The 17836-nt window shown below is 72.0% G+C and carries 13 protein-coding genes; 12 read left to right on the forward strand and 1 reads right to left on the reverse strand.

Features of this window, described 5'->3' with window-relative positions; all coding sequences use genetic code 11:
• Positions 1–161 precede the first annotated feature (161 nt).
• The 12 genes from AB0D08_RS01580 (at position 162) to AB0D08_RS01635 (ending at position 14177) form a co-directional block, all read left to right on the forward strand.
• Positions 162–1694: a UDP-N-acetylmuramoyl-L-alanyl-D-glutamate--2,6-diaminopimelate ligase gene (locus tag AB0D08_RS01580; protein WP_233289401.1), complete on the forward strand. Its 1533-nt coding sequence runs from the start codon at positions 162–164 to the stop codon at positions 1692–1694.
• Entirely contained in the window at positions 1691–3094 is a 1404-nt protein-coding gene (gene murF / locus AB0D08_RS01585) for a UDP-N-acetylmuramoyl-tripeptide--D-alanyl-D-alanine ligase (RefSeq protein ID WP_033825332.1), read from the forward strand. The genes AB0D08_RS01580 and murF overlap by 4 nt, the downstream gene beginning before the upstream one ends.
• The gene (gene mraY, locus AB0D08_RS01590; RefSeq protein WP_033825331.1) at positions 3091–4152 is read left to right on the forward strand and encodes a phospho-N-acetylmuramoyl-pentapeptide-transferase; all 1062 of its coding nucleotides are present in this window, start codon (positions 3091–3093) and stop codon (positions 4150–4152) included. The genes murF and mraY overlap by 4 nt, the downstream gene beginning before the upstream one ends.
• The gene (gene murD, locus AB0D08_RS01595; RefSeq protein WP_033825330.1) at positions 4149–5582 is read left to right on the forward strand and encodes a UDP-N-acetylmuramoyl-L-alanine--D-glutamate ligase; all 1434 of its coding nucleotides are present in this window, start codon (positions 4149–4151) and stop codon (positions 5580–5582) included. Before mraY ends, murD begins: the two co-directional genes overlap by 4 nt.
• Positions 5583–5776: 194 nt before the next feature.
• Positions 5777–7042 (forward strand): putative lipid II flippase FtsW, encoded by a 1266-nt coding sequence (gene ftsW / locus AB0D08_RS01600; protein ID WP_233289402.1) that lies wholly within the window; start codon positions 5777–5779, stop codon positions 7040–7042.
• Between the two features lie 6 nt (positions 7043–7048).
• The gene (gene murG, locus AB0D08_RS01605) at positions 7049–8155 is read left to right on the forward strand and encodes an undecaprenyldiphospho-muramoylpentapeptide beta-N-acetylglucosaminyltransferase (RefSeq protein ID WP_033825329.1); all 1107 of its coding nucleotides are present in this window, start codon (positions 7049–7051) and stop codon (positions 8153–8155) included.
• Positions 8148–8927: an FtsQ-type POTRA domain-containing protein gene (locus tag AB0D08_RS01610; protein ID WP_158515653.1), complete on the forward strand. Its 780-nt coding sequence runs from the start codon at positions 8148–8150 to the stop codon at positions 8925–8927. The genes murG and AB0D08_RS01610 overlap by 8 nt, the downstream gene beginning before the upstream one ends.
• Before the next feature lie 362 nt (positions 8928–9289).
• A complete protein-coding gene (gene ftsZ / locus AB0D08_RS01615; RefSeq protein ID WP_359885904.1) occupies positions 9290–10498 on the forward strand; it encodes a cell division protein FtsZ in 1209 nt (402 codons plus the stop codon).
• 286 nt (positions 10499–10784) lie between these two features.
• On the forward strand, positions 10785–11573 hold the full coding sequence (locus tag AB0D08_RS01620; protein ID WP_082527183.1) for a YggS family pyridoxal phosphate-dependent enzyme: 789 nt from the start codon (positions 10785–10787) through the stop codon (positions 11571–11573).
• 211 nt (positions 11574–11784) lie between these two features.
• Positions 11785–12393 carry a cell division protein SepF gene (gene sepF / locus AB0D08_RS01625; protein WP_033825327.1) on the forward strand — a complete coding sequence of 203 codons (609 nt, stop codon included), beginning with the start codon at positions 11785–11787 and terminating at the stop codon, positions 12391–12393.
• 76 nt (positions 12394–12469) lie between these two features.
• A complete protein-coding gene (locus AB0D08_RS01630; RefSeq protein WP_033825326.1) occupies positions 12470–12760 on the forward strand; it encodes a YggT family protein in 291 nt (96 codons plus the stop codon).
• A gap of 49 nt (positions 12761–12809) precedes the next feature.
• Positions 12810–14177, forward strand: a complete 1368-nt coding sequence (locus AB0D08_RS01635; protein ID WP_359885905.1) for a DivIVA domain-containing protein — start codon at positions 12810–12812, stop codon at positions 14175–14177.
• A 241-nt stretch (positions 14178–14418) separates the two neighbouring features.
• Here the strand turns inward: AB0D08_RS01635 and ileS are convergent, their stop codons facing one another.
• Entirely contained in the window at positions 14419–17547 is a 3129-nt protein-coding gene (gene ileS, locus AB0D08_RS01640; protein WP_033820612.1) for an isoleucine--tRNA ligase, read from the reverse strand.
• Positions 17548–17836: the final 289 nt, after the last annotated feature.

Genomic DNA, 17836 nt, shown 5'->3' on the forward strand with positions numbered 1-17836 from the left:
AACCCGGCCACGGCACGCCCGCCCAGCAGCCCTCGGCGCCCGGCGCCCGGCCGCAGCGCCCGCGGGGGAGCAGAGCCGCCGAAAAAGGCGATAGCCTGCCCGCCGTGCCGAAACCCGATCAAATCTCCGCGAGTCCGCCCCGTCCCACCGAGGAGGCGGCGATGCCGTTCGCCGAGGTCGCCCGACTGCTGGGCCTGGAGCCCGCCGACGGGCCGCAGGTCACCGGCATCACCCACGACTCCCGGGCGGTGCGGCCCGGCGACGTGTACGTGGCCTTCCCCGGTGCCAACCACCACGGCGCCGCCTTCGCCGCCGCCGCGGTCGCGGCCGGCGCCGCCGCGGTGCTGACCGACGCCGCCGGGGCCGAGCTGGCCGCGGACTGCGGGGCACCGCTGCTGGTCGTGGAGAGCCCCCGGGCGGCCATGGGCGAGCTGGCGGCGGCGGTCTACGGCCGTCCCAGCGAGCGGCTGCTGATGATCGGACTGACCGGCACCAACGGCAAGACCACCACCTCGTACCTGGTGGAGGGCGGGCTGCGCGGCGCCGGCCGGCTGCCCGGGGTGATCGGCACCGTCGAGATGCGGGTCGGCGACGAGCGGATCAAGAGCGAGCGCACCACCCCGGAATCCACCGACCTGCACGGCGTCCTCGCGGTGATGCGCGAGCGCGGCGCCGAGGCGGTGGTGATGGAGGTCTCCAGCCACGCCCTGGTCTTCGGCCGGGTCGACGGCGTGGTCTACGACGTGGCGCTGTTCAACAACCTCACGCCGGAGCACCTGGACTTCCACCCCGACATGGAGGACTACTACCGGGCCAAGGCCCGGCTCTTCCAGCCGGACAAGGCCCGCCGCGGCGTGGCCAACCTGGACGACGCGTACGGGCGCCGGCTGGCCGCCGAGGCACCGGTCCCGATGACCACCTTCTCCGCGCAGGGCGACCCGGACGCCGACTGGCGGGCCGAGGACGTCCAGCTCGGCCCGGCCGGCTCCACCTTCAAGGTGGCCGGCCCCGACGGCGCCGAGGCCGACGCCTCGGTGCCGCTGCCCGGCCCGTTCAACGTGGCGAACGCGCTCGGCGCGATCACCGCGCTGGTCACCGCCGGCATTCCGCTGGCCGACGCGGTCGCCGGGGTGGCCGCCGTCCCCGGTGTCCCCGGCCGCCTGGAGCGGGTGGACGCGGGCCAGCCGTACGTCGCCGTGGTCGACTACGCGCACAAGCCGGACGCCCTCAAGGCGGTACTGGAGTCGCTGCGCGAGGTCACCAAGGGGCGGCTGCACGTGGTGGTGGGGTGCGGCGGCGACCGCGACCCCTACAAGCGCGGCCCGATGGGCGCCATCGCCGCCCGGCTCGCCGACACCGCCGTCCTGACCAGCGACAACCCGCGCTCCGAGGACGCGCTGGCGATCCTGGTCGCGATGCTGGGCGGCGCCGCGGACGTGCCCGAGGCGGAGCGCGGCGAGGTGCTGGTGGCACCGGACCGGGCCGAGGCCATCGCACTGGCGGTGGCCCGCGCGCACGCCGGTGACGCCGTCCTGGTGGCCGGCAAGGGCCACGAGCTGGGGCAGTACGTCCGGGGCGAGGTGCGGCCGTTCGACGACCGCGAGGTGCTGCGCGAGGCGATCGTGCGGACGAACCGACCCGAGCCGGAGAGCGCCGCCGGGTCGGGAGTGAACGAAGGAGTGGTGGCCAAGTGATCGCACTGACTCTGGCGGAGGCCGCCGCGGCGGTGGGCGGCACCCTGGACGGCGCCGACCCGGCGGCCGCGATCACCGCGGCGGTGGTGGTCGACTCCCGGCTGGTCGAGCCCGGCGGGCTGTTCGCCGCGGTGCTCGGCGAGCGCGTCGACGGCCATGACTACGCCGCGCGCGCGACGGCCTCCGGTGCGGTCGCCGTGCTGGCCTCCCGCCCGGTCGGGGTGCCCGCGATCCTGGTGGACGACGTGGTGACCGCGCTCGGCCGGCTCGCCCGCGCCGTGGTCGAACGGGCCCACGGCACCGCCTTCGTGGCGCTGACCGGCTCGGCCGGGAAGACCTCCACCAAGGACATGATCGGCCAGCTGCTGCAGCGCCGCGGCGAGACGGTCTTCCCGCCCGGCTCGTTCAACAACGAGATCGGCATGCCGCTGACGGCCCTTCGGATCACCGGCTCCACCAAGCACCTGGTGCTGGAGATGGGCGCCCGCGGCAAGGGCCACATCGACTACCTGACCGGCATCGTGCCGCCCACCATCGGGGTGGTGCTCAACGTCGGCACCGCGCACGTCGGCGAGTTCGGCTCCAAGCAGGCCATCGCCGAGGCCAAGGGCGAGCTGGTGGAGGCGCTGACCGGCGACGGGGTGGCGATCCTGAACGCCGACGACCCGCTGGTGCGGGCGATGTCCGAGCGGACCAAGGCCCGGGTGGTGCTGTTCGGCGAGAGCCGCGAGGCCGAGGTCAGGGCCCAGGACGTTCGCCTGGACGACACCGGACGGCCATCGTTCACGCTTGTCACCCCGGCCGGTTCCGCACCCGTGAAGCTGCGCCTGTACGGTGAGCACCACATCTCGAACGCCCTCGCCGCCGCTGCGGTGGCGGTGGAGCTCGGGATGTCCGTCGACGACGCCGCCGAAGCCCTCAGCGAGGCGGGCGCGCTGTCCCGCTGGCGCATGGAGGTCGTCGACCGGGCCGATGGTGTCACCGTCGTCAACGACGCCTACAACGCGAACCCCGACTCGATGCGGGCCGCGCTGCGGGCCCTCGCGACGATGGCGGGCCGCGGCCCGGGGCGCCGCCGTACCTGGGCGGTGCTCGGAGAGATGCGGGAGCTCGGCGAGGAGAGCCTCGACGAGCACGACGCCATCGGGCGGCTCGCGGTCCGGCTCGACGTCACCAAGCTGGTGGCGGTCGGCGGACGCGAGGCGGCCTGTATGGAACTGGGCGCGAGGAACGAAGGTTCGTGGGGTGAGGAGTCGGTGCTGGTGTCCGACGCGGACGCGGCGGTCGAGCTGCTGCGCAGTCAGCTTCAGCCGGGGGACGTGGTGCTGGTGAAGGCCTCCCGCTCGGTGGGTCTGGAGAAGGTGGCCGAGGCTCTGCTTTCGGACGGAGCCGCCCGGTGAAGCAGATCCTCTTCTCAGGCATGATCGGCCTGGTGCTGTCGCTGCTCGGCACACCGGCCCTGATCAAGCTGCTGGCCAAGCACGGCTACGGCCAGTACATCCGCGACGACGGCCCCAAGGCCCACCACAGCAAGCGCGGCACCCCCACGATGGGCGGCATCGCCTTCATCCTGGCGACACTGATCGCCTACGGTGCGACCAAGGCGATAACGGGCGAGTCGCCCACCGCCTCCGGCCTGCTGGTGCTGTTCCTGACGGCGGGTCTGGGCCTGGTCGGCTTCCTGGACGACTACATCAAGGTGGTCAAGCGCCGCTCGCTCGGCCTGCGGGCCAAGGCGAAGCTGGCCGGCCAGTCCCTGGTGGGTCTCGCCTTCGCCATCCTGGCACTGCAGTTCAAGGACGACCGCGGGCTCGCCCCGGCCTCGCAGCACCTCTCGTTCGTGCGCGACTTCGGCTGGTCGGTCGGCCCGGTGCTGTTCGTGATCTTCGCGTACTTCATGATCGCCGCGATGTCGAACGGCGTGAACCTGACGGACGGTCTGGACGGCCTGGCCACCGGCGCCTCCGTGATGGTCTTCGGCGCCTACACCTTCATCGGCGTCTGGCAGTACAGCCAGAGCTGCGCCTACGCGATCACCGCCACCGCCAACTGCTACGACGTCCGCGACCCGCTGGACCTCGCCATCGTCGCCGCCGCGCTGATGGGCTCCTGCTTCGGCTTCCTGTGGTGGAACACCTCGCCCGCCAAGATCTTCATGGGTGACACCGGCTCGCTCGCCCTCGGCGGCGCCCTCGCGGGCCTCGCCATCTGCTCCCGCACCGAGCTGCTGCTCGCCCTGCTGGGCGGCCTGTTCGTGGTGATCACCCTGTCGGTGATCATCCAGGTCGGCTCGTTCCGGATGACCGGCAAGCGCGTCTTCAAGATGGCCCCGCTCCAGCACCACTTCGAACTCAAGGGCTGGAGCGAGGTGCTGATCGTGGTCCGGTTCTGGATCATCCAGGGCCTGTGCGTCGCGGTCGGCCTCGGACTCTTCTACGCAGGATGGGTAGCCGGATGACCCCGAACCCCGAGTGGCCGGGCCTGCCGGTCGTGGTGGCCGGCCTCGGCCTCTCCGGGATCAGCGCCGCCAGGGTCCTGCACGGCCTCGGCGCGCTCGTCACCGTGGTGGACGGCAGCGAGGGCCCCGCCCAGCAGGCCAAGGCCGCCGACCTGGCGGCCGAGGGCATCACCGTCCGCCTCGGCGACGGCGAGACCCTGCCCGAGGGCACCCGGCTGGTCGTCACCTCGCCCGGCTGGCCGCCGAGCAGCCCGCTGTTCACCGAGGCCGCGCTGGCCGAGGTCCCGGTCTGGGGCGACGTCGAGCTGGCCTGGCGGCTGCGCCGCCCGCTGCCGGCCACCGGCGAGCCGGCCCCCTGGCTGGCCATCACCGGCACCAACGGCAAGACCACCACCGTCCGGATGCTCGCCTCGATCCTGCGCGCGGCCGGCAAGCGCACCGCCGCCGTCGGCAACGTCGGCGTCTCGGTGCTGGACGCGGTGCTCGCCGAGGAGCCGTACGAGGTCCTCGCGGTCGAGCTCTCCAGCTACCAGCTGCACTGGGCGCCCAGCCTGCGCCCGCACTCGGCGGCCGTGCTCAACCTCGCCCCCGACCACCTCGACTGGCACGGCTCGATGGAGGCGTACGCCGCCGACAAGGGCCGGATCTACGAGGGCAACCAGGTCGCCTGCGTGTACAACCTGGCCGACCCGGTCACCGAGGAACTGGTCCGCGGCGCGGACGTCGAGGAGGGCTGCCGGGCGATCGGCTTCGGCCTCGGCGCCCCCGGCCTCTCCCAGTTCGGCGTGGTCGACGGCCTGCTGGTCGACCGGGCCTTCGTCCCCGACCGGCAGAAGAACGCCGCCGAGATCGGCGCCGTCGAGGACGTCAACCCGCCTGCCCCGCACAACATCGCCAACGCGCTGGCCGCGGCCGCGCTGGCCCGCGCCTACGGCGTCGACGCCAAGGCGGTCCGCGAGGGCCTGCGCGCCTTCCGGCCGGACGCCCACCGGATCGCCGAGGTCGCCGTGGTCGACCGGGTGACCTGGATCGACGACTCCAAGGCCACCAACACCCACGCCGCCGCCGCCTCGCTGGCCGCCTACCGGCCGGTGGTGTGGATCGCCGGCGGACTGGCCAAGGGCGCCACCTTCGACGAGCTGGTGCTCGGCGCGGCGGACCGGCTGCGGGCCGTGGTGCTGATCGGCCAGGACCGCGCGCTGATCCGCGAGGCGCTGACGCGACACGCCCCGGATGTGCCGGTGTTCGAGGCCGCCGCGGGCCAGACTGGCGCCGAGGCGATGGCCGAGGTGGTCCGGGTGGCCGCCGGCCTCGCCCAGCCCGGTGACACCGTCCTGCTGGCCCCGGCCTGCGCGTCGATGGACATGTTCACCGACTACGGGCAGCGCGGCGACCAGTTCGCCGCCGCCGTACGGGAGCTGGAGAAGTAGCGGCGCGCACGGGCGGACCGGCCGGCCCACGGGCGGGCCGGCCGCCCGCGGCCGACGGGGGCGGGCGGCGGACGAGGCGAGGGCGGGGAGACGTGGCGGGCGACGGCAAGGCGGGCACCACAGCCCCACCCGAGCGGTCCTCACCGCTCAGACTGATCTCGGCGACCACCACCACCTTCAAGTCGGCCGGGCCGATCGCCCGCGCCCGGGCCTTCCGGGCCGGCTTCCGCTACGCCCTGGACCGGCCCCTGACGCCGTACTACCTGATCCTGGGCTCCACCCTGCTGCTGGTCGTGCTCGGCCTGGTGATGGTCTTCTCCGCGTCGCAGAACGTGGTCACCGAGAACCACCTGCCGATGACCTTCTTCTTCCGCAAGCAGCTGGTCGCCCTGCTGCTCGGCGCCGCCATCGCGGTGCTGCTGGCCCGGGCCCCGGTCAAGGGCCTGCGGGCACTGGCCTACCCGGTGCTGTTCGGGGTGCTGGCGGGCCTGGTGCTGGTCGCGGTGCCCGGCATCGGCACCCAGGTCAACGGCAACCGGAACTGGATCAGCCTGGGCTTCTTCCAGATCCAGCCCTCGGAGTTCGCCAAGCTCGCCCTGGTGCTGTGGGGCGGCGATCTGCTGGCCCGCAAGCAGAAGACCCACATGCTCGACCAGTGGAAGCACCTGCTGGTCCCGCTGGTGCCGGGCACCGTGCTGCTGATGCTGCTGATCATGGTCGGTGGCGACATGGGCACCACCATGGTCCTGATCGGGATGCTGTTCGGCCTGCTGTGGATGGTCGGCGCCCCGATGCGGCTGTTCGCCGCGACCCTCGGCATCGCGGTGGTCGCCTGCACCGCACTGATCATCACCGTGCCGCACCGGCTCGACCGGCTCGGCTGTGTCGGCGTCACCAAACCGGACCCGAACCTCAACTGCTTCCAGGCCCTGCACGGCCTGTACGCCTTCGCCGCGGGCGGCCCGTTCGGCTCCGGACTCGGCGCCGGCGTGGAGAAATGGGGCCAGCTGCCGGAGGCCCACACCGACTTCATCTTCGCCGCGACCGGCGAGGAACTCGGCCTGGTGGGGACGCTGTCGGTACTCGGCCTCTTCGCGGCACTAGGGTATGCGGGTATCCGTGTGGCTCTCGGCACCAAGGACCCGTTCGTCCGCTACGCCGCGGGAGCGGCCACCACGTGGATCATGGCGCAGGCCGTGGTCAACCTGGGCTCCGCACTGGGACTCCTGCCCATCGCGGGCGTCCCGCTCCCGCTGTTCTCGTACGGCGGCTCCGCCATGCTGTCGGCCATGTGCGCCATCGGCGTGCTGCTCTGCTTCGCGCGCAGCTCCCCGGGGGCGAAGGCGGCCATGGCCGCCCGGAGCTCGAACTCCCGGCTCAGGCCCGTCCTGGCCCGGGTGCTGCCACGACGACGGACCACAGCGCGCAAGGCCACCCGGCCGCCGCGCAGGGAGCGGTGAATTTCGGTGCATGTCGTACTCGCCGGCGGCGGAACCGCCGGCCACATCGAGCCGGCCATGGCCCTCGCGGACGCCCTCCGCAGGCACGACCCGTCGATCGGGATCACCGCGCTCGGCACCGAGCGCGGCCTGGAGACCAGACTGGTCCCCGAGCGGGGCTACAGCCTGGAGCTGATCCCGGCCGTCCCGCTGCCCCGCAAGCCCACGCCCGAGCTGATCACCGTCCCGGGCCGGCTGCGCGGCACCGTCCGGGCCGCCCAGGAGATCATCGAGCGGGTCAAGGCGGACGCCGTGGTCGGCTTCGGCGGCTACGTCGCGATGCCGGCCTACCTGGCCGCCAAGCGCGCCGGGGTGCCCATCGTGGTGCACGAGGCCAACGCCCGCCCCGGCCTGGCCAACAAGATCGGCGCCCGGTACAGCGACTTCGTCGCCGTCTCCACGCCCGACTCCAAGCTGCGCGACTCCCGGTACATCGGCATCCCGCTGCGCCGCACCATCGCCACCCTGGACCGCAACGCGGTCCGCCCGGAGGCCCGGCACTACTTCGGGCTCGACCAGCGGCTGCCCACCCTGCTGGTCTCCGGCGGCTCCCAGGGCGCCCGCCGGCTGAACGAGACCATCCAGGCCATCGCCCCCCGGCTCCAGCAGTACGGGGTGCAGATCCTGCACGCGGTCGGCCCGAAGAACGAGCTGCCGCAGATCGACGACATCCCCGGGATGCCGCCGTACCGGGCCGTGCCGTACGTGGACCGGATGGACCTCGCCTACGCCGCCGCCGACCTGATGCTGTGCCGGGCCGGCGCGATGACCGTCGCCGAGCTGGCCGCCGTCGGCCTGCCGGCCGCCTTCGTCCCGCTGCCGATCGGCAACGGCGAGCAGCGGCTGAACGCCCAGCCGATGGTCAAGGCTGGCGGCGGCCTGCTGGTCGACGACGCCGAGCTGACCGCGGACTGGGTGCTGCAGAACGTCCTGCCGGTGCTCACCGACCCGCGCAAGCTCTGGGACATGAGCCGGGCGGCCGCCGAGTTCGGCCGCCGGGACGCCGACGAGCTGCTGGTCGGCATGGTCTACGAGGCGATCGATGCCGCCCGGGGCGGCCGCCGACGTGGCTGACGCGCCGGTCCTCGACGGCTCGCCGCGGGACGAGGAGGACGCCGAGGAGCACGCTCCCCGGATCCGGCTCTCCCGGCGGGGCGTCGTGGTGCTGTGCGTGCTGGCCGCCCTGGTGGCCGGCACGCTCGGCTGGCTGGTGTTCCTCTCCTCGGCCCTGGACGTGCGCGAGGTCGCCGTCCAGGGCCTGCAGAGCGGGCACCTGAGCGAGGACGAGGTGCGCCGGGCGGCCGGGGTGCAGGACGGCCGGCCGCTGGCCCGGGTGGACCTGGCCGCGGTGGAGAAGCGGGTCGCCGCGGTGCCCAGGGTGGCCGGCGTCGAGGTGTGGCGCGGCTGGCCGCACACCCTCCGGGTGAAGGTGACCGAACGGCGGCCGGTGGCCGCGGTCCACACCGACCGGGGGACGTACCTGCAGGTGGACGCGGGCGGCAAGGAGTTCGCCGACGAACCGCAACCCCCGGACGGCGTACCGGTGGTGGAGCTCCAGCTCAGTGCGCAGGCGAACGAGGCGCTGGGCGTGATCGACCGGCCGGCCCTGGTGCGGGCCGCCGTCACGGTGGCCGCGGGCCTGCCGGCGGAGGTCGCCAAGCGGGCCGGCGCGGTCCAGGTGCACTCCTGGGACGACATCCGGCTCCAGCTGCGCGACGGGGTGACGGTGCGTTGGGGCAGTCCGGAGCGGACCGCGCGCAAGGCCGTGGTGCTGACCGCGCTGCTCGGCCGGAAGGCGTCGAATTATGACGTGAGTGCGCCGGACGCACCGGCTGTGTCGGGATGATCCGGTAAGTTCTGTGCCTGAGGGCGGTATTGACGGGGTCGGGACCCCGGTCCGACTCTTGGTGGTCACCCCGGTTTCGCCGAGGGGTCGATGATCACATAGGCTCAAAAGAAAAAAGGGAAGCTCGGCGTGTTCGTTGAACACGTGCCGTCCCGCAACCTACTGTCCTGTTTCACCAGGCTGTGTCAGACAGTGATGTGACACAGGCGCAGCGGTAACCCTAAACCTCAAGTTCAGGGTTCGGGTCGGTGGTCGGCATTTCGGACAATCCGTTCGAAAGCGCGCTCCCCACCCATCGACATCCGTCGGCCTTCACCAACACAGGGAGCCGACCCGGAAATTCGAGGCGAGAGGCCTTCGACGTGGCAGCACCCCAGAACTACCTCGCAGTCATCAAGGTCGTCGGAATCGGCGGCGGTGGTGTCAACGCCATCAACCGGATGATCGAGGTCGGGCTCAAGGGCGTCGAGTTCATCGCGATCAACACCGATGCGCAGGCCCTCCTCATGAGTGACGCCGACGTGAAACTCGATGTGGGCCGTGAACTCACCCGGGGCCTCGGCGCCGGCGCCAACCCCGATGTCGGCCGCAAGGCCGCCGAGGACCACCGCGAGGAGATCGAGGAGGTCCTCAAGGGGGCCGACATGGTCTTCGTCACCGCCGGCGAGGGCGGCGGCACCGGCACCGGCGGCGCGCCCGTCGTCGCCAACATCGCCCGCTCGCTCGGCGCGCTGACCATCGGTGTGGTCACCCGCCCCTTCACCTTCGAGGGCCGCCGCCGGGCCAACCAGGCCGAGGACGGCATCGCCTCGCTGCGCGAGCAGGTCGACACCCTGATCGTGATCCCCAACGACCGGCTGCTGTCCATCTCGGACCGCCAGGTCAGCGTGCTGGACGCGTTCCGCTCGGCCGACCAGGTGCTGCTCTCCGGTGTCCAGGGCATCACCGACCTGATCACCACCCCGGGTCTGATCAACCTGGACTTCGCCGACGTCAAGTCCGTGATGTCCGACGCCGGCTCCGCGCTGATGGGCATCGGCTCGGCCCGCGGCGAGGACCGCGCCAAGGCGGCCGCCGTGATGGCGATCTCCTCGCCGCTGCTGGAGGCGTCCATCGACGGCGCCCGCGGCGTCCTGCTCTCCATCTCGGGCGGTTCCGACCTCGGCCTGTTCGAGATCAACGAGGCGGCCCAGCTGGTCAGCGAGGCGGCCCACCCCGAGGCGAACATCATCTTCGGTGCGGTCATCGACGACGCGCTCGGGGACGAGGTCCGGGTCACCGTGATCGCGGCCGGCTTCGACGGCGGCCAGCCGCCGGCGATCGTCCGCGAGCCGGTGGTGAAGTCCGCCTCCACCCCGGCCCCGGCGGCCGCGCCCGAGCGCCCCGCCACCCGCCCGTCCTACGGCGCCATCGGCTCGGTGACCGCCCGCGGCGAGGAGGGCGCCCGCCAGTCGGAGAGCGCCCCGGTCACGGCGACCGCCTCCCCGGTGCCGCCGCAGGTGCAGCCGGCCCGTCAGCCGTACGTGGAGAGCCCGGCCGAGGAGCTGGACGTCCCCGACTTCCTGAAGTAGCCCCGGCCGTCCTGACGGACGGTCCGGCCCGGTGCTCACTCCGTCCCCGCCCGACCGGCGGGGCCGCGGGGTGGGCACCGTGGTGTTGCGAGCCCGTCGGCCGCCCCTGCGGCGGCCGGCGGCATCGGGGGGACCCGCCGGTGTGGCGGGGCGATAGGTGGACCGCAGGACCACCGAATTGGTGCGATCATCTGTCTGCACCCTTGAGCCGGTCGGTCACCACTCCTACTGTCGCGAGCAACGCCGGCCGGCTCGCGAGCCACGTCTGGTTGGGCCCTGAACTCTGATGACGAACGACCTCTACGGACCGTTCCCGGGAAGCAGCGCGTTCCTGGCCGGCCTGACGCAGCAGCAGCGCGCCCGCTACGAGCAGCTCGGCACCAACCTGGAGGTGGTCGAGCGGCGGATCGCCGACGCCTGCGCGGCGGCCGGGCGGGAGCGCTCCGAGGTGTCGCTGGTGGTGGTGACCAAGACCTACCCGGCCGAGGACACCGCGCTGTTGGCCGCCCTCGGCGTCACCGACGTCGCGGAGAACCGGGACCAGGACGCCGCGCCCAAGGCCGATCGCTGTGTGGAGCTGCCGCTGACCTGGCACTTCGTCGGTCAGCTGCAGACCAACAAGGTGCGCTCGGTGGTCCGTTACGCGGACCTGGTGCACTCGGTCGACCGGCCCAGGCTGGTCGGCTCGCTCTCCGCCGCCGTCCTCAAGGCCGAACGGGCGCCGCTCGGCTGCCTGGTGCAGGTGGCCCTCGACAAGGAGGCCGGCGAGGGGGAGCACCGGGCCGGGGTCGCGCCGGCCGAGGTGCCGGAACTGGCCGCCCTGATCGCCGACACGCCCGGGCTGCAACTGGCCGGTGTGATGACCGTCGCTCCGCTCTCCGGCCCGCTGGCCGGCGATCCGGCGGCGGCCTTCGGGCGGCTGGCGGAAATCGCAAGCGCCGTACGCGCGGCCCATCCTGCTGCCACGATGGTTTCGGCAGGGATGAGCGGCGATCTGGAACAGGCCGTGGCGGCCGGAGCGACACATGTACGCGTCGGGACGGCGGTACTCGGAGTGCGGTCACCGCTCGGGTAACGTCACCGGGTAGTAGATCAGACTGCAGGACAAAATAGGACAGAACCTAGCAGCTTTTCAGAGCGCTAGCGAACCGTGGATCGCACCTCCGCAACCCCCATGCTCCCGGCCTGACGGGCCGTCAGCCCGATGGCCCGTGAGCGGGTGGCGGAGACCGCAGGTGAAGACCGTGGTCGGAGCCGATCCACCACAGAGCGGAGGAGACAGGAGCATGGCCGGCGCAATGCGCAAGATGGCGGTCTACCTCGGCCTCGTGGAGGACGAGACGTACGACGGCCAGGGGTACGACCCCGACGACGACTACGACTCGGACCCCGAGCCGATCCGGACCGGCCGCACCGAGGACCTCAGGTCCGCGGCCGCCACCCAGCCCGCCCCGGCGCCGGTCGCCCACATCGCCCCCCAGCCGGTGCCGGCCGCCGTGCCGATCCGGCAGGAGGCGCCGCGGATGGCTCCCGTGTCGTCCATCACACCCGACCGACGCCACAACGTGGAGAAGAGCGCCCCGGTGATCATGCCCAAGGTAGTGAACGAACGAGAGCCCTACCGCATCACCACACTTCACCCTCGAACCTACAACGAGGCCCGTACCATCGGGGAACAGTTCCGTGACGGGACCCCTGTGATCATGAATTTGACCGAGATGGACGACACCGACGCGAAGCGCCTCGTAGACTTCGCCGCTGGACTCGTCTTCGGTCTGCACGGCAGTATCGAGCGCGTGACCCAGAAGGTGTTCCTCCTGTCTCCTGCTAACGTCGATGTCACGGCGGAGGACAAGGCTCGGATCGCCGAGGGTGGGTTCTTCAACCAGAGCTGACCCGGCCACGACTTTATGTGTGGATCGAGCAACAGTGTGTGACTGACGGAATGTTGGCGGGGGAGAGGGAGACGAGATGGGGATCGTCGGCGCGGTGCTCTACTGGGCGCTGACCGTCTTCCTGCTGATCCTGCTCTTCAGACTCGTCATGGACTGGGTCTTCCAGTTCGCCCGCTCGTGGCGACCCGGCAAGGCCATGGTCCTGGTCCTGGAGGCCACGTACACTGTCACGGATCCGCCACTCAAGCTTCTTCGGCGGTTCATCCCGCCGTTGCGTCTCGGGGGCGTGGCGCTCGACCTGTCCTTCTTCGTTCTGATGATCATTGTGTATGTCCTGATCTCGCTCGTGCGGTCCCTGTCGGTGTGAGCGATGCGACAGGATTCCGGAGTGCCGACGATCACGTTGAGGTGAAGAGATGCCATTGACCCCCGAGGACGTTCGGAACAAGCAGTTCACGACCGTCCGGCTGCGCGAAGGCTATGACGAGGACGAGGTCGATGCCTTCCTCGACGAGGTCGAAGCCGAGCTGACACGCCTGCTGCGCGAGAACGAGGACCTGCGCGCCAAGCTGGCGGCGGCCACCCGTGCTGCCGCGCAGAACCAGGCCAACATGCGCAAGGAGCAGCAGCAGCCCCAGGACGCCCGACCGGGCGCCCCGGTGCCCGCCGCCATATCCGGCCCGCCGGTGCCCGGCCAGCAGCAGGGCCCCGGTCCGCAGCAGATGGGCGGCCCGCAGCAGCAGATGGGCAACCAGCCCCTCGGCCTGCCGTCCGGCGCCCCGCAGCTTCCGGCCGGTCAGGGCGGCCCGATGCAGCAGCAGATGGGTCAGCCGCAGCTCGGCCAGCAGATGGGCCAGCAGCAGATGGGTCAGCCGCAGCTCGGCCAGCAGATGGGCCAGCAGCAGATGGGCCAGACCATGGGCGGCCAGCAGCAGCTGGTGCAGCCGATGGGCGGTCAGATGCTGCAGCCGATGGGCAACCCGATGCAGCAGATGGGCCAGCAGCAGATGGGCCAGCCCATGGGCGGCCAGCAGCTGCAGCCGATGGGCGGCCCGATGGGGCAGCAGCTCGGCGGCCCGCTCGGCGCACCCATGCCGCAGCAGCAGCAGGGCCCCGGCGGCGACAGCGCGGCCCGCGTGCTCGCGCTCGCCCAGCAGACCGCCGACCAGGCGATCTCCGAGGCCCGGTCCGAGGCCAACAAGATCGTCGGCGAGGCCCGCAGCCGCGCCGAGGGTCTGGAGCGGGACGCCCGCGCCAAGGCCGACGCCCTGGAGCGGGACGCGCAGGAGAAGCACCGCGTGGCGATGGGCTCGCTGGAGTCCGCCCGCGCGACGCTGGAGCGCAAGGTCGAGGACCTGCGTGCCTTCGAGCGCGAGTACCGCACCCGCCTGAAGTCCTACCTGGAGACCCAGCTGCGCCAGCTGGAGTCGCAGGCGGACGACTCGCTCGCCCCGCCGCGGATCCCCGCCACCGCTTCGCTGCCGCCGGCCGCGTCGTCGATGGCGCAGACCGGTGCGTCCTCGATGAGCAGCGCCACCCCGAGCTTCGGCGGCCAGCCGTCGTTCGGCGGCGGCCAGTCCTTCGGCGGACAGAGCTCCTTCGGCGGCGGCAGCGGCCAGCCCTCCTTCGGTGGCCAGTCGGGTGTCGGCAACGGCGCTCCGCAGATGGCTCCCGCCGGGATGACCCAGCCGATGGCGGCGGTCCGTCCGCAGCCTCCGCAGCCGATGCAGCAGGCGCCGGCGCCGATGCGCGGCTTCCTCATCGACGAGGACGGCGACAACTAAACAGCACCACCGTCGAGGGCGCCCCTTCTGTGACCACGGTCACGGCGGGGGCGCCCTCGTGCGTGGCCCTGCGGGGCGGGGGAGGCGGGCGGTGGGACTGCGCGAGCGGGTGGGGGCGCGGGGCGTTCGTTGCGCTCCTGGGAGAGGGCGGGTGCCCCCGGGGGTGGGGCGGCGGGGAAAAGGCGGTGGCCGCCGACTCCCGTGGGGGAGAGCGGCGGCCACCGGTGGTGCGGGGGCGGGGTCAGGCCTTGCGGAGCTGGAAGGTGAGGCCGAGGGACTCGTCGGTGAAGGTCTCGGACTCCCAGTCGGCGGGGCCGGTGGCGAAGTCGGTGGCGAGGACCTCCTCGGCGACCAGGCCGCCGTGCTCGGTGATGGCCCCGGCGGTCTCCTCGTCGGCGGACTGCCAGCGCAGCACGATCCGGTCGGCGACGTCGAGGCCGGAGTTCTTGCGGGCCTCCTGGATCTGGCGGATGGCGTCGCGGGCGACACCGAGCCGCTTGAGCTCCGGGGTGATCGTCAGGTCGAGGGCGACGGTGGCGCCGGCCTCGTTGGCGACGGCCCAGCCCTCGCGCGGGGTCTCGGTGATGATCACCTCGTCGGGGGTCAGCGCGATGGACTCGCCGTCCAGCGTCACGGTGGCGGTGCCGGTGGCGCGCAGGTCGGCCGCGAGGGCGGCGGCGTCGGCGGCGGCGACCGCCTTGGCGACGTCCTGGACACCCTTGCCGAAGCGCTTGCCGAGTGCCCGGAAGTTGGCCTTGGCGGTGGTGTCGACCAGCGAACCACCGACCTCCGCCAGCGACTCCAGCACCGAGACGTTGAGCTCCTCGGTGATCTGCGCCCGCAGGTCGGCCGGCAGCTCGTCCCAGCCCTGGGCGGCGATCAGGGCGCGGGACAGCGGCTGGCGGGTCTTGACCCCGGACTCGGCGCGGGTGGCGCGGCCGAGTTCGACCAGGCGGCGGACCAGCGCCATGTGCCTGGACAGCTCGGTGTCGATCAGGGTCTCGTCCGCCACCGGCCAGGTGGCCAGGTGTACCGAGGCAGGGGCGTCGGGCGCGACCGGGACGACCAGGTCCTGCCAGACCTGCTCGGTGATGAACGGGGTCAGCGGTGCCATCAGCCGGGTGACCGTCTCCAGCGCCTCGTGCAGGGTGGCGAGCGCCGCGGCGTCGCCCTGCCAGAAGCGGCGGCGGCCGCGCCGGACGTACCAGTTGGACAGGTCGTCGACGAAGCCGGAGAGCAGCTTGCCGGCTCGCTGGGTGTCGTACGACTCCAGCGCGAGGTCGACCTCGCGGACCAGGGTGTTCAGCTCGGAGAGCACCCAGCGGTCGAGCTGCGGACGGTCGGCCGGGCGGGGGTCGGCGGCGGACGGCGACCAGTCGGCGGTGCGGGCGTACAGGGCCTGGAAGGCGACGGTGTTCCAGTAGGTCAGCAGCGTCTTGCGGACGACCTCCTGGATGGTGCCGTGGCCGACCCGGCGGGCCGACCAGGGGGAGCCGCCGGCGGCCATGAACCAGCGCACGGCGTCGGCGCCGTGCTGGTCCATCAGCGGGATCGGCTGCAGGATGTTGCCCAGGTGCTTGGACATCTTGCGGCCGTCCTCGGCGAGGATGTGCCCGAGGCAGACCACGTTCTCGTACGCGTTCTTGTCGAACACCAGGGTGCCGACCGCCATCAGCGTGTAGAACCAGCCGCGGGTCTGGTCGATCGCCTCGGAGATGAACTGCGCCGGGTAGCGCTTCTCGAACAGCTCCTTGTTCTTGTACGGGTAGCCGTACTGGGCGAACGGCATGGAGCCCGAGTCGTACCAGGCGTCGATCACCTCGGGCACCCGGACGGCGGTGCCGGAGCACTGCGGGCAGCCGAAGGTGACGTCGTCGATGTACGGGCGGTGCGGGTCGAGGGCGTCCTGGTCGGTGCCGGTCAGCTCGCCCAGCTCGGCCAGCGAGCCGACGCAGGTGAGGTGGTCCTCCTCGCAGCGCCAGATCGGCAGCGGGGTGCCCCAGTAGCGGTTACGGGACAGCGCCCAGTCGATGTTGTTGTTCAGCCAGTCGCCGAAGCGGCCGTGCTTGACGTTCTCCGGGTACCAGTTGGTGGCCTCGTTCTCCCGGATCAGCGCGTCCTTGACCGCGGTGGTGCGGATGTACCAGGACGGCTGCGCGTAGTAGAGCAGCGCGGTGTGGCAGCGCCAGCAGTGCGGGTAGCTGTGCTCGTACGGCAGATGGCGGAAGAGCAGACCGCGCGCCTGGAGGTCGGCGACCAGGGTCTCGTCGGCCTTCTTGAAGAAGACGCCGCCGACCAGCGGGACGTCCTCCTCGAAGGTGCCGTCGGCGCGGACCGGGTTGACCACCGGCAGGCCGTACTTGCGGCAGGTCGCCAGGTCGTCCGCGCCGAAGGCGGGGGACTGGTGGACGATGCCGGTGCCGTCCTCGGTGGTGACGTAGTCGGCGTTGAGGACGTAGTGCGCGTCCTCGATCGCGACCAGGTCGAACGGCCGGGTGTACGCCCAGCGTTCCATCTCGGCGCCGGTGAAGGACTCGCCGGTGGTCTCCCAGCCCTCGCCGAGCGCCTTGCCGACCAGCGGTTCGGCGACGACCAGCTGCTCGGTGCCGTCGGTGGCCACCACGTAGGTGACGTCCGGGTGCACGGCGGCGGCGGTGTTGGAGACCAGGGTCCACGGGGTGGTGGTCCACACCAGCAGCGCGGCCCGGCCGGCCAGCGGGCCGGAGGTCAGCGGGAAGCGGACGAACACCGAGGGGTCGACCACGGTCTCGTAGCCCTGGGCCAGTTCGTGGTCGGACAGGCCGGTGCCGCAGCGCGGGCACCAGGGGGCGACCCGGTGGTCCTGGACCAGCAGGCCCTTGTCGAAGATCTGCTTGAGCGACCACCAGACGGACTGGATGTACTCCGGGTCCATGGTCCGGTACGCCTCGTCGAGGTCGACCCAGTAGCCCATCCGCTCGGTGAGCTTGGCGAACTCGTCGGTGTGCCGGGTGACCGACTCGCGGCACTTGGCGTTGAACTCGGCGATGCCGTACGCCTCGATGTCCTGCTTGCCGGAGAAGCCGAGTTCCTTCTCGACGGCCAGCTCGACCGGCAGGCCGTGGCAGTCCCAGCCGGCCTTGCGGGCGACGTGGTAGCCCTTCATGGTCCGGAAGCGCGGGAAGACGTCCTTGAAGACGCGGGCCTCGATGTGGTGCGCGCCGGGCATGCCGTTGGCGGTGGGCGGGCCCTCGTAGAAGACCCACTCGGGGCGGCCCTCGGACTGCTCCAGGCTCTGCCGGAAGACCTTGTTGTCCTGCCAGAAGCTCAGGATCCGGTGCTCCAGCGCGGGCAGGTCGACCTGCGCGGGGACGGCGTTGTAGGTGGTCATGGGGGGCGTCTACCTCCGGCGGATGCGTGGACTGGCTTCCGACGGAGGGACGAGACGGCGTGCCGTCCCGCGGTACCACCCTCCTTGACCGCGATGGTGCCTGCGGCCCTCTTGTTTTAGGGCTTGCTGCCGGGTCTACCGGGCCCAGGGCCCCTCTTCCGGCGGCTCCGGGGTGATCTTCCCGCCGCGCACACCCCCGGGCTCACACCGTCCCCGGGTCGCTCTCGGCTGCGTACGTCGGTACTCGTCCCATCAGCGCCTCGCAGGCCCCAGTGTATCGGCCCCGGCA

This window comes from Kitasatospora sp. NPDC048540 (assembly GCF_040651175.1).
Lineage (GTDB): Bacteria > Actinomycetota > Actinomycetes > Streptomycetales > Streptomycetaceae > Kitasatospora.

Excerpts from the sequence above, each read along its gene's own strand:
- AB0D08_RS01580 (WP_233289401.1), top strand. The coding sequence starts at position 162 with ATGCCGTTCGCCGAGGTCGCCCGACTGCTGGGCCTGGAGCCCGCCGAC.
- murD (WP_033825330.1), top strand. The coding sequence starts at position 4,149 with ATGACCCCGAACCCCGAGTGGCCGGGCCTGCCGGTCGTGGTGGCCGGC.
- AB0D08_RS01620 (WP_082527183.1), top strand. The coding sequence starts at position 10,785 with ATGACGAACGACCTCTACGGACCGTTCCCGGGAAGCAGCGCGTTCCTG.
- sepF (WP_033825327.1), top strand. The coding sequence starts at position 11,785 with ATGGCCGGCGCAATGCGCAAGATGGCGGTCTACCTCGGCCTCGTGGAG.
- AB0D08_RS01630 (WP_033825326.1), top strand. The coding sequence starts at position 12,470 with ATGGGGATCGTCGGCGCGGTGCTCTACTGGGCGCTGACCGTCTTCCTG.
- AB0D08_RS01635 (WP_359885905.1), top strand. The coding sequence starts at position 12,810 with ATGCCATTGACCCCCGAGGACGTTCGGAACAAGCAGTTCACGACCGTC.
- ileS (WP_033820612.1), bottom strand. The coding sequence starts at position 17,547 with ATGACCACCTACAACGCCGTCCCCGCGCAGGTCGACCTGCCCGCGCTG.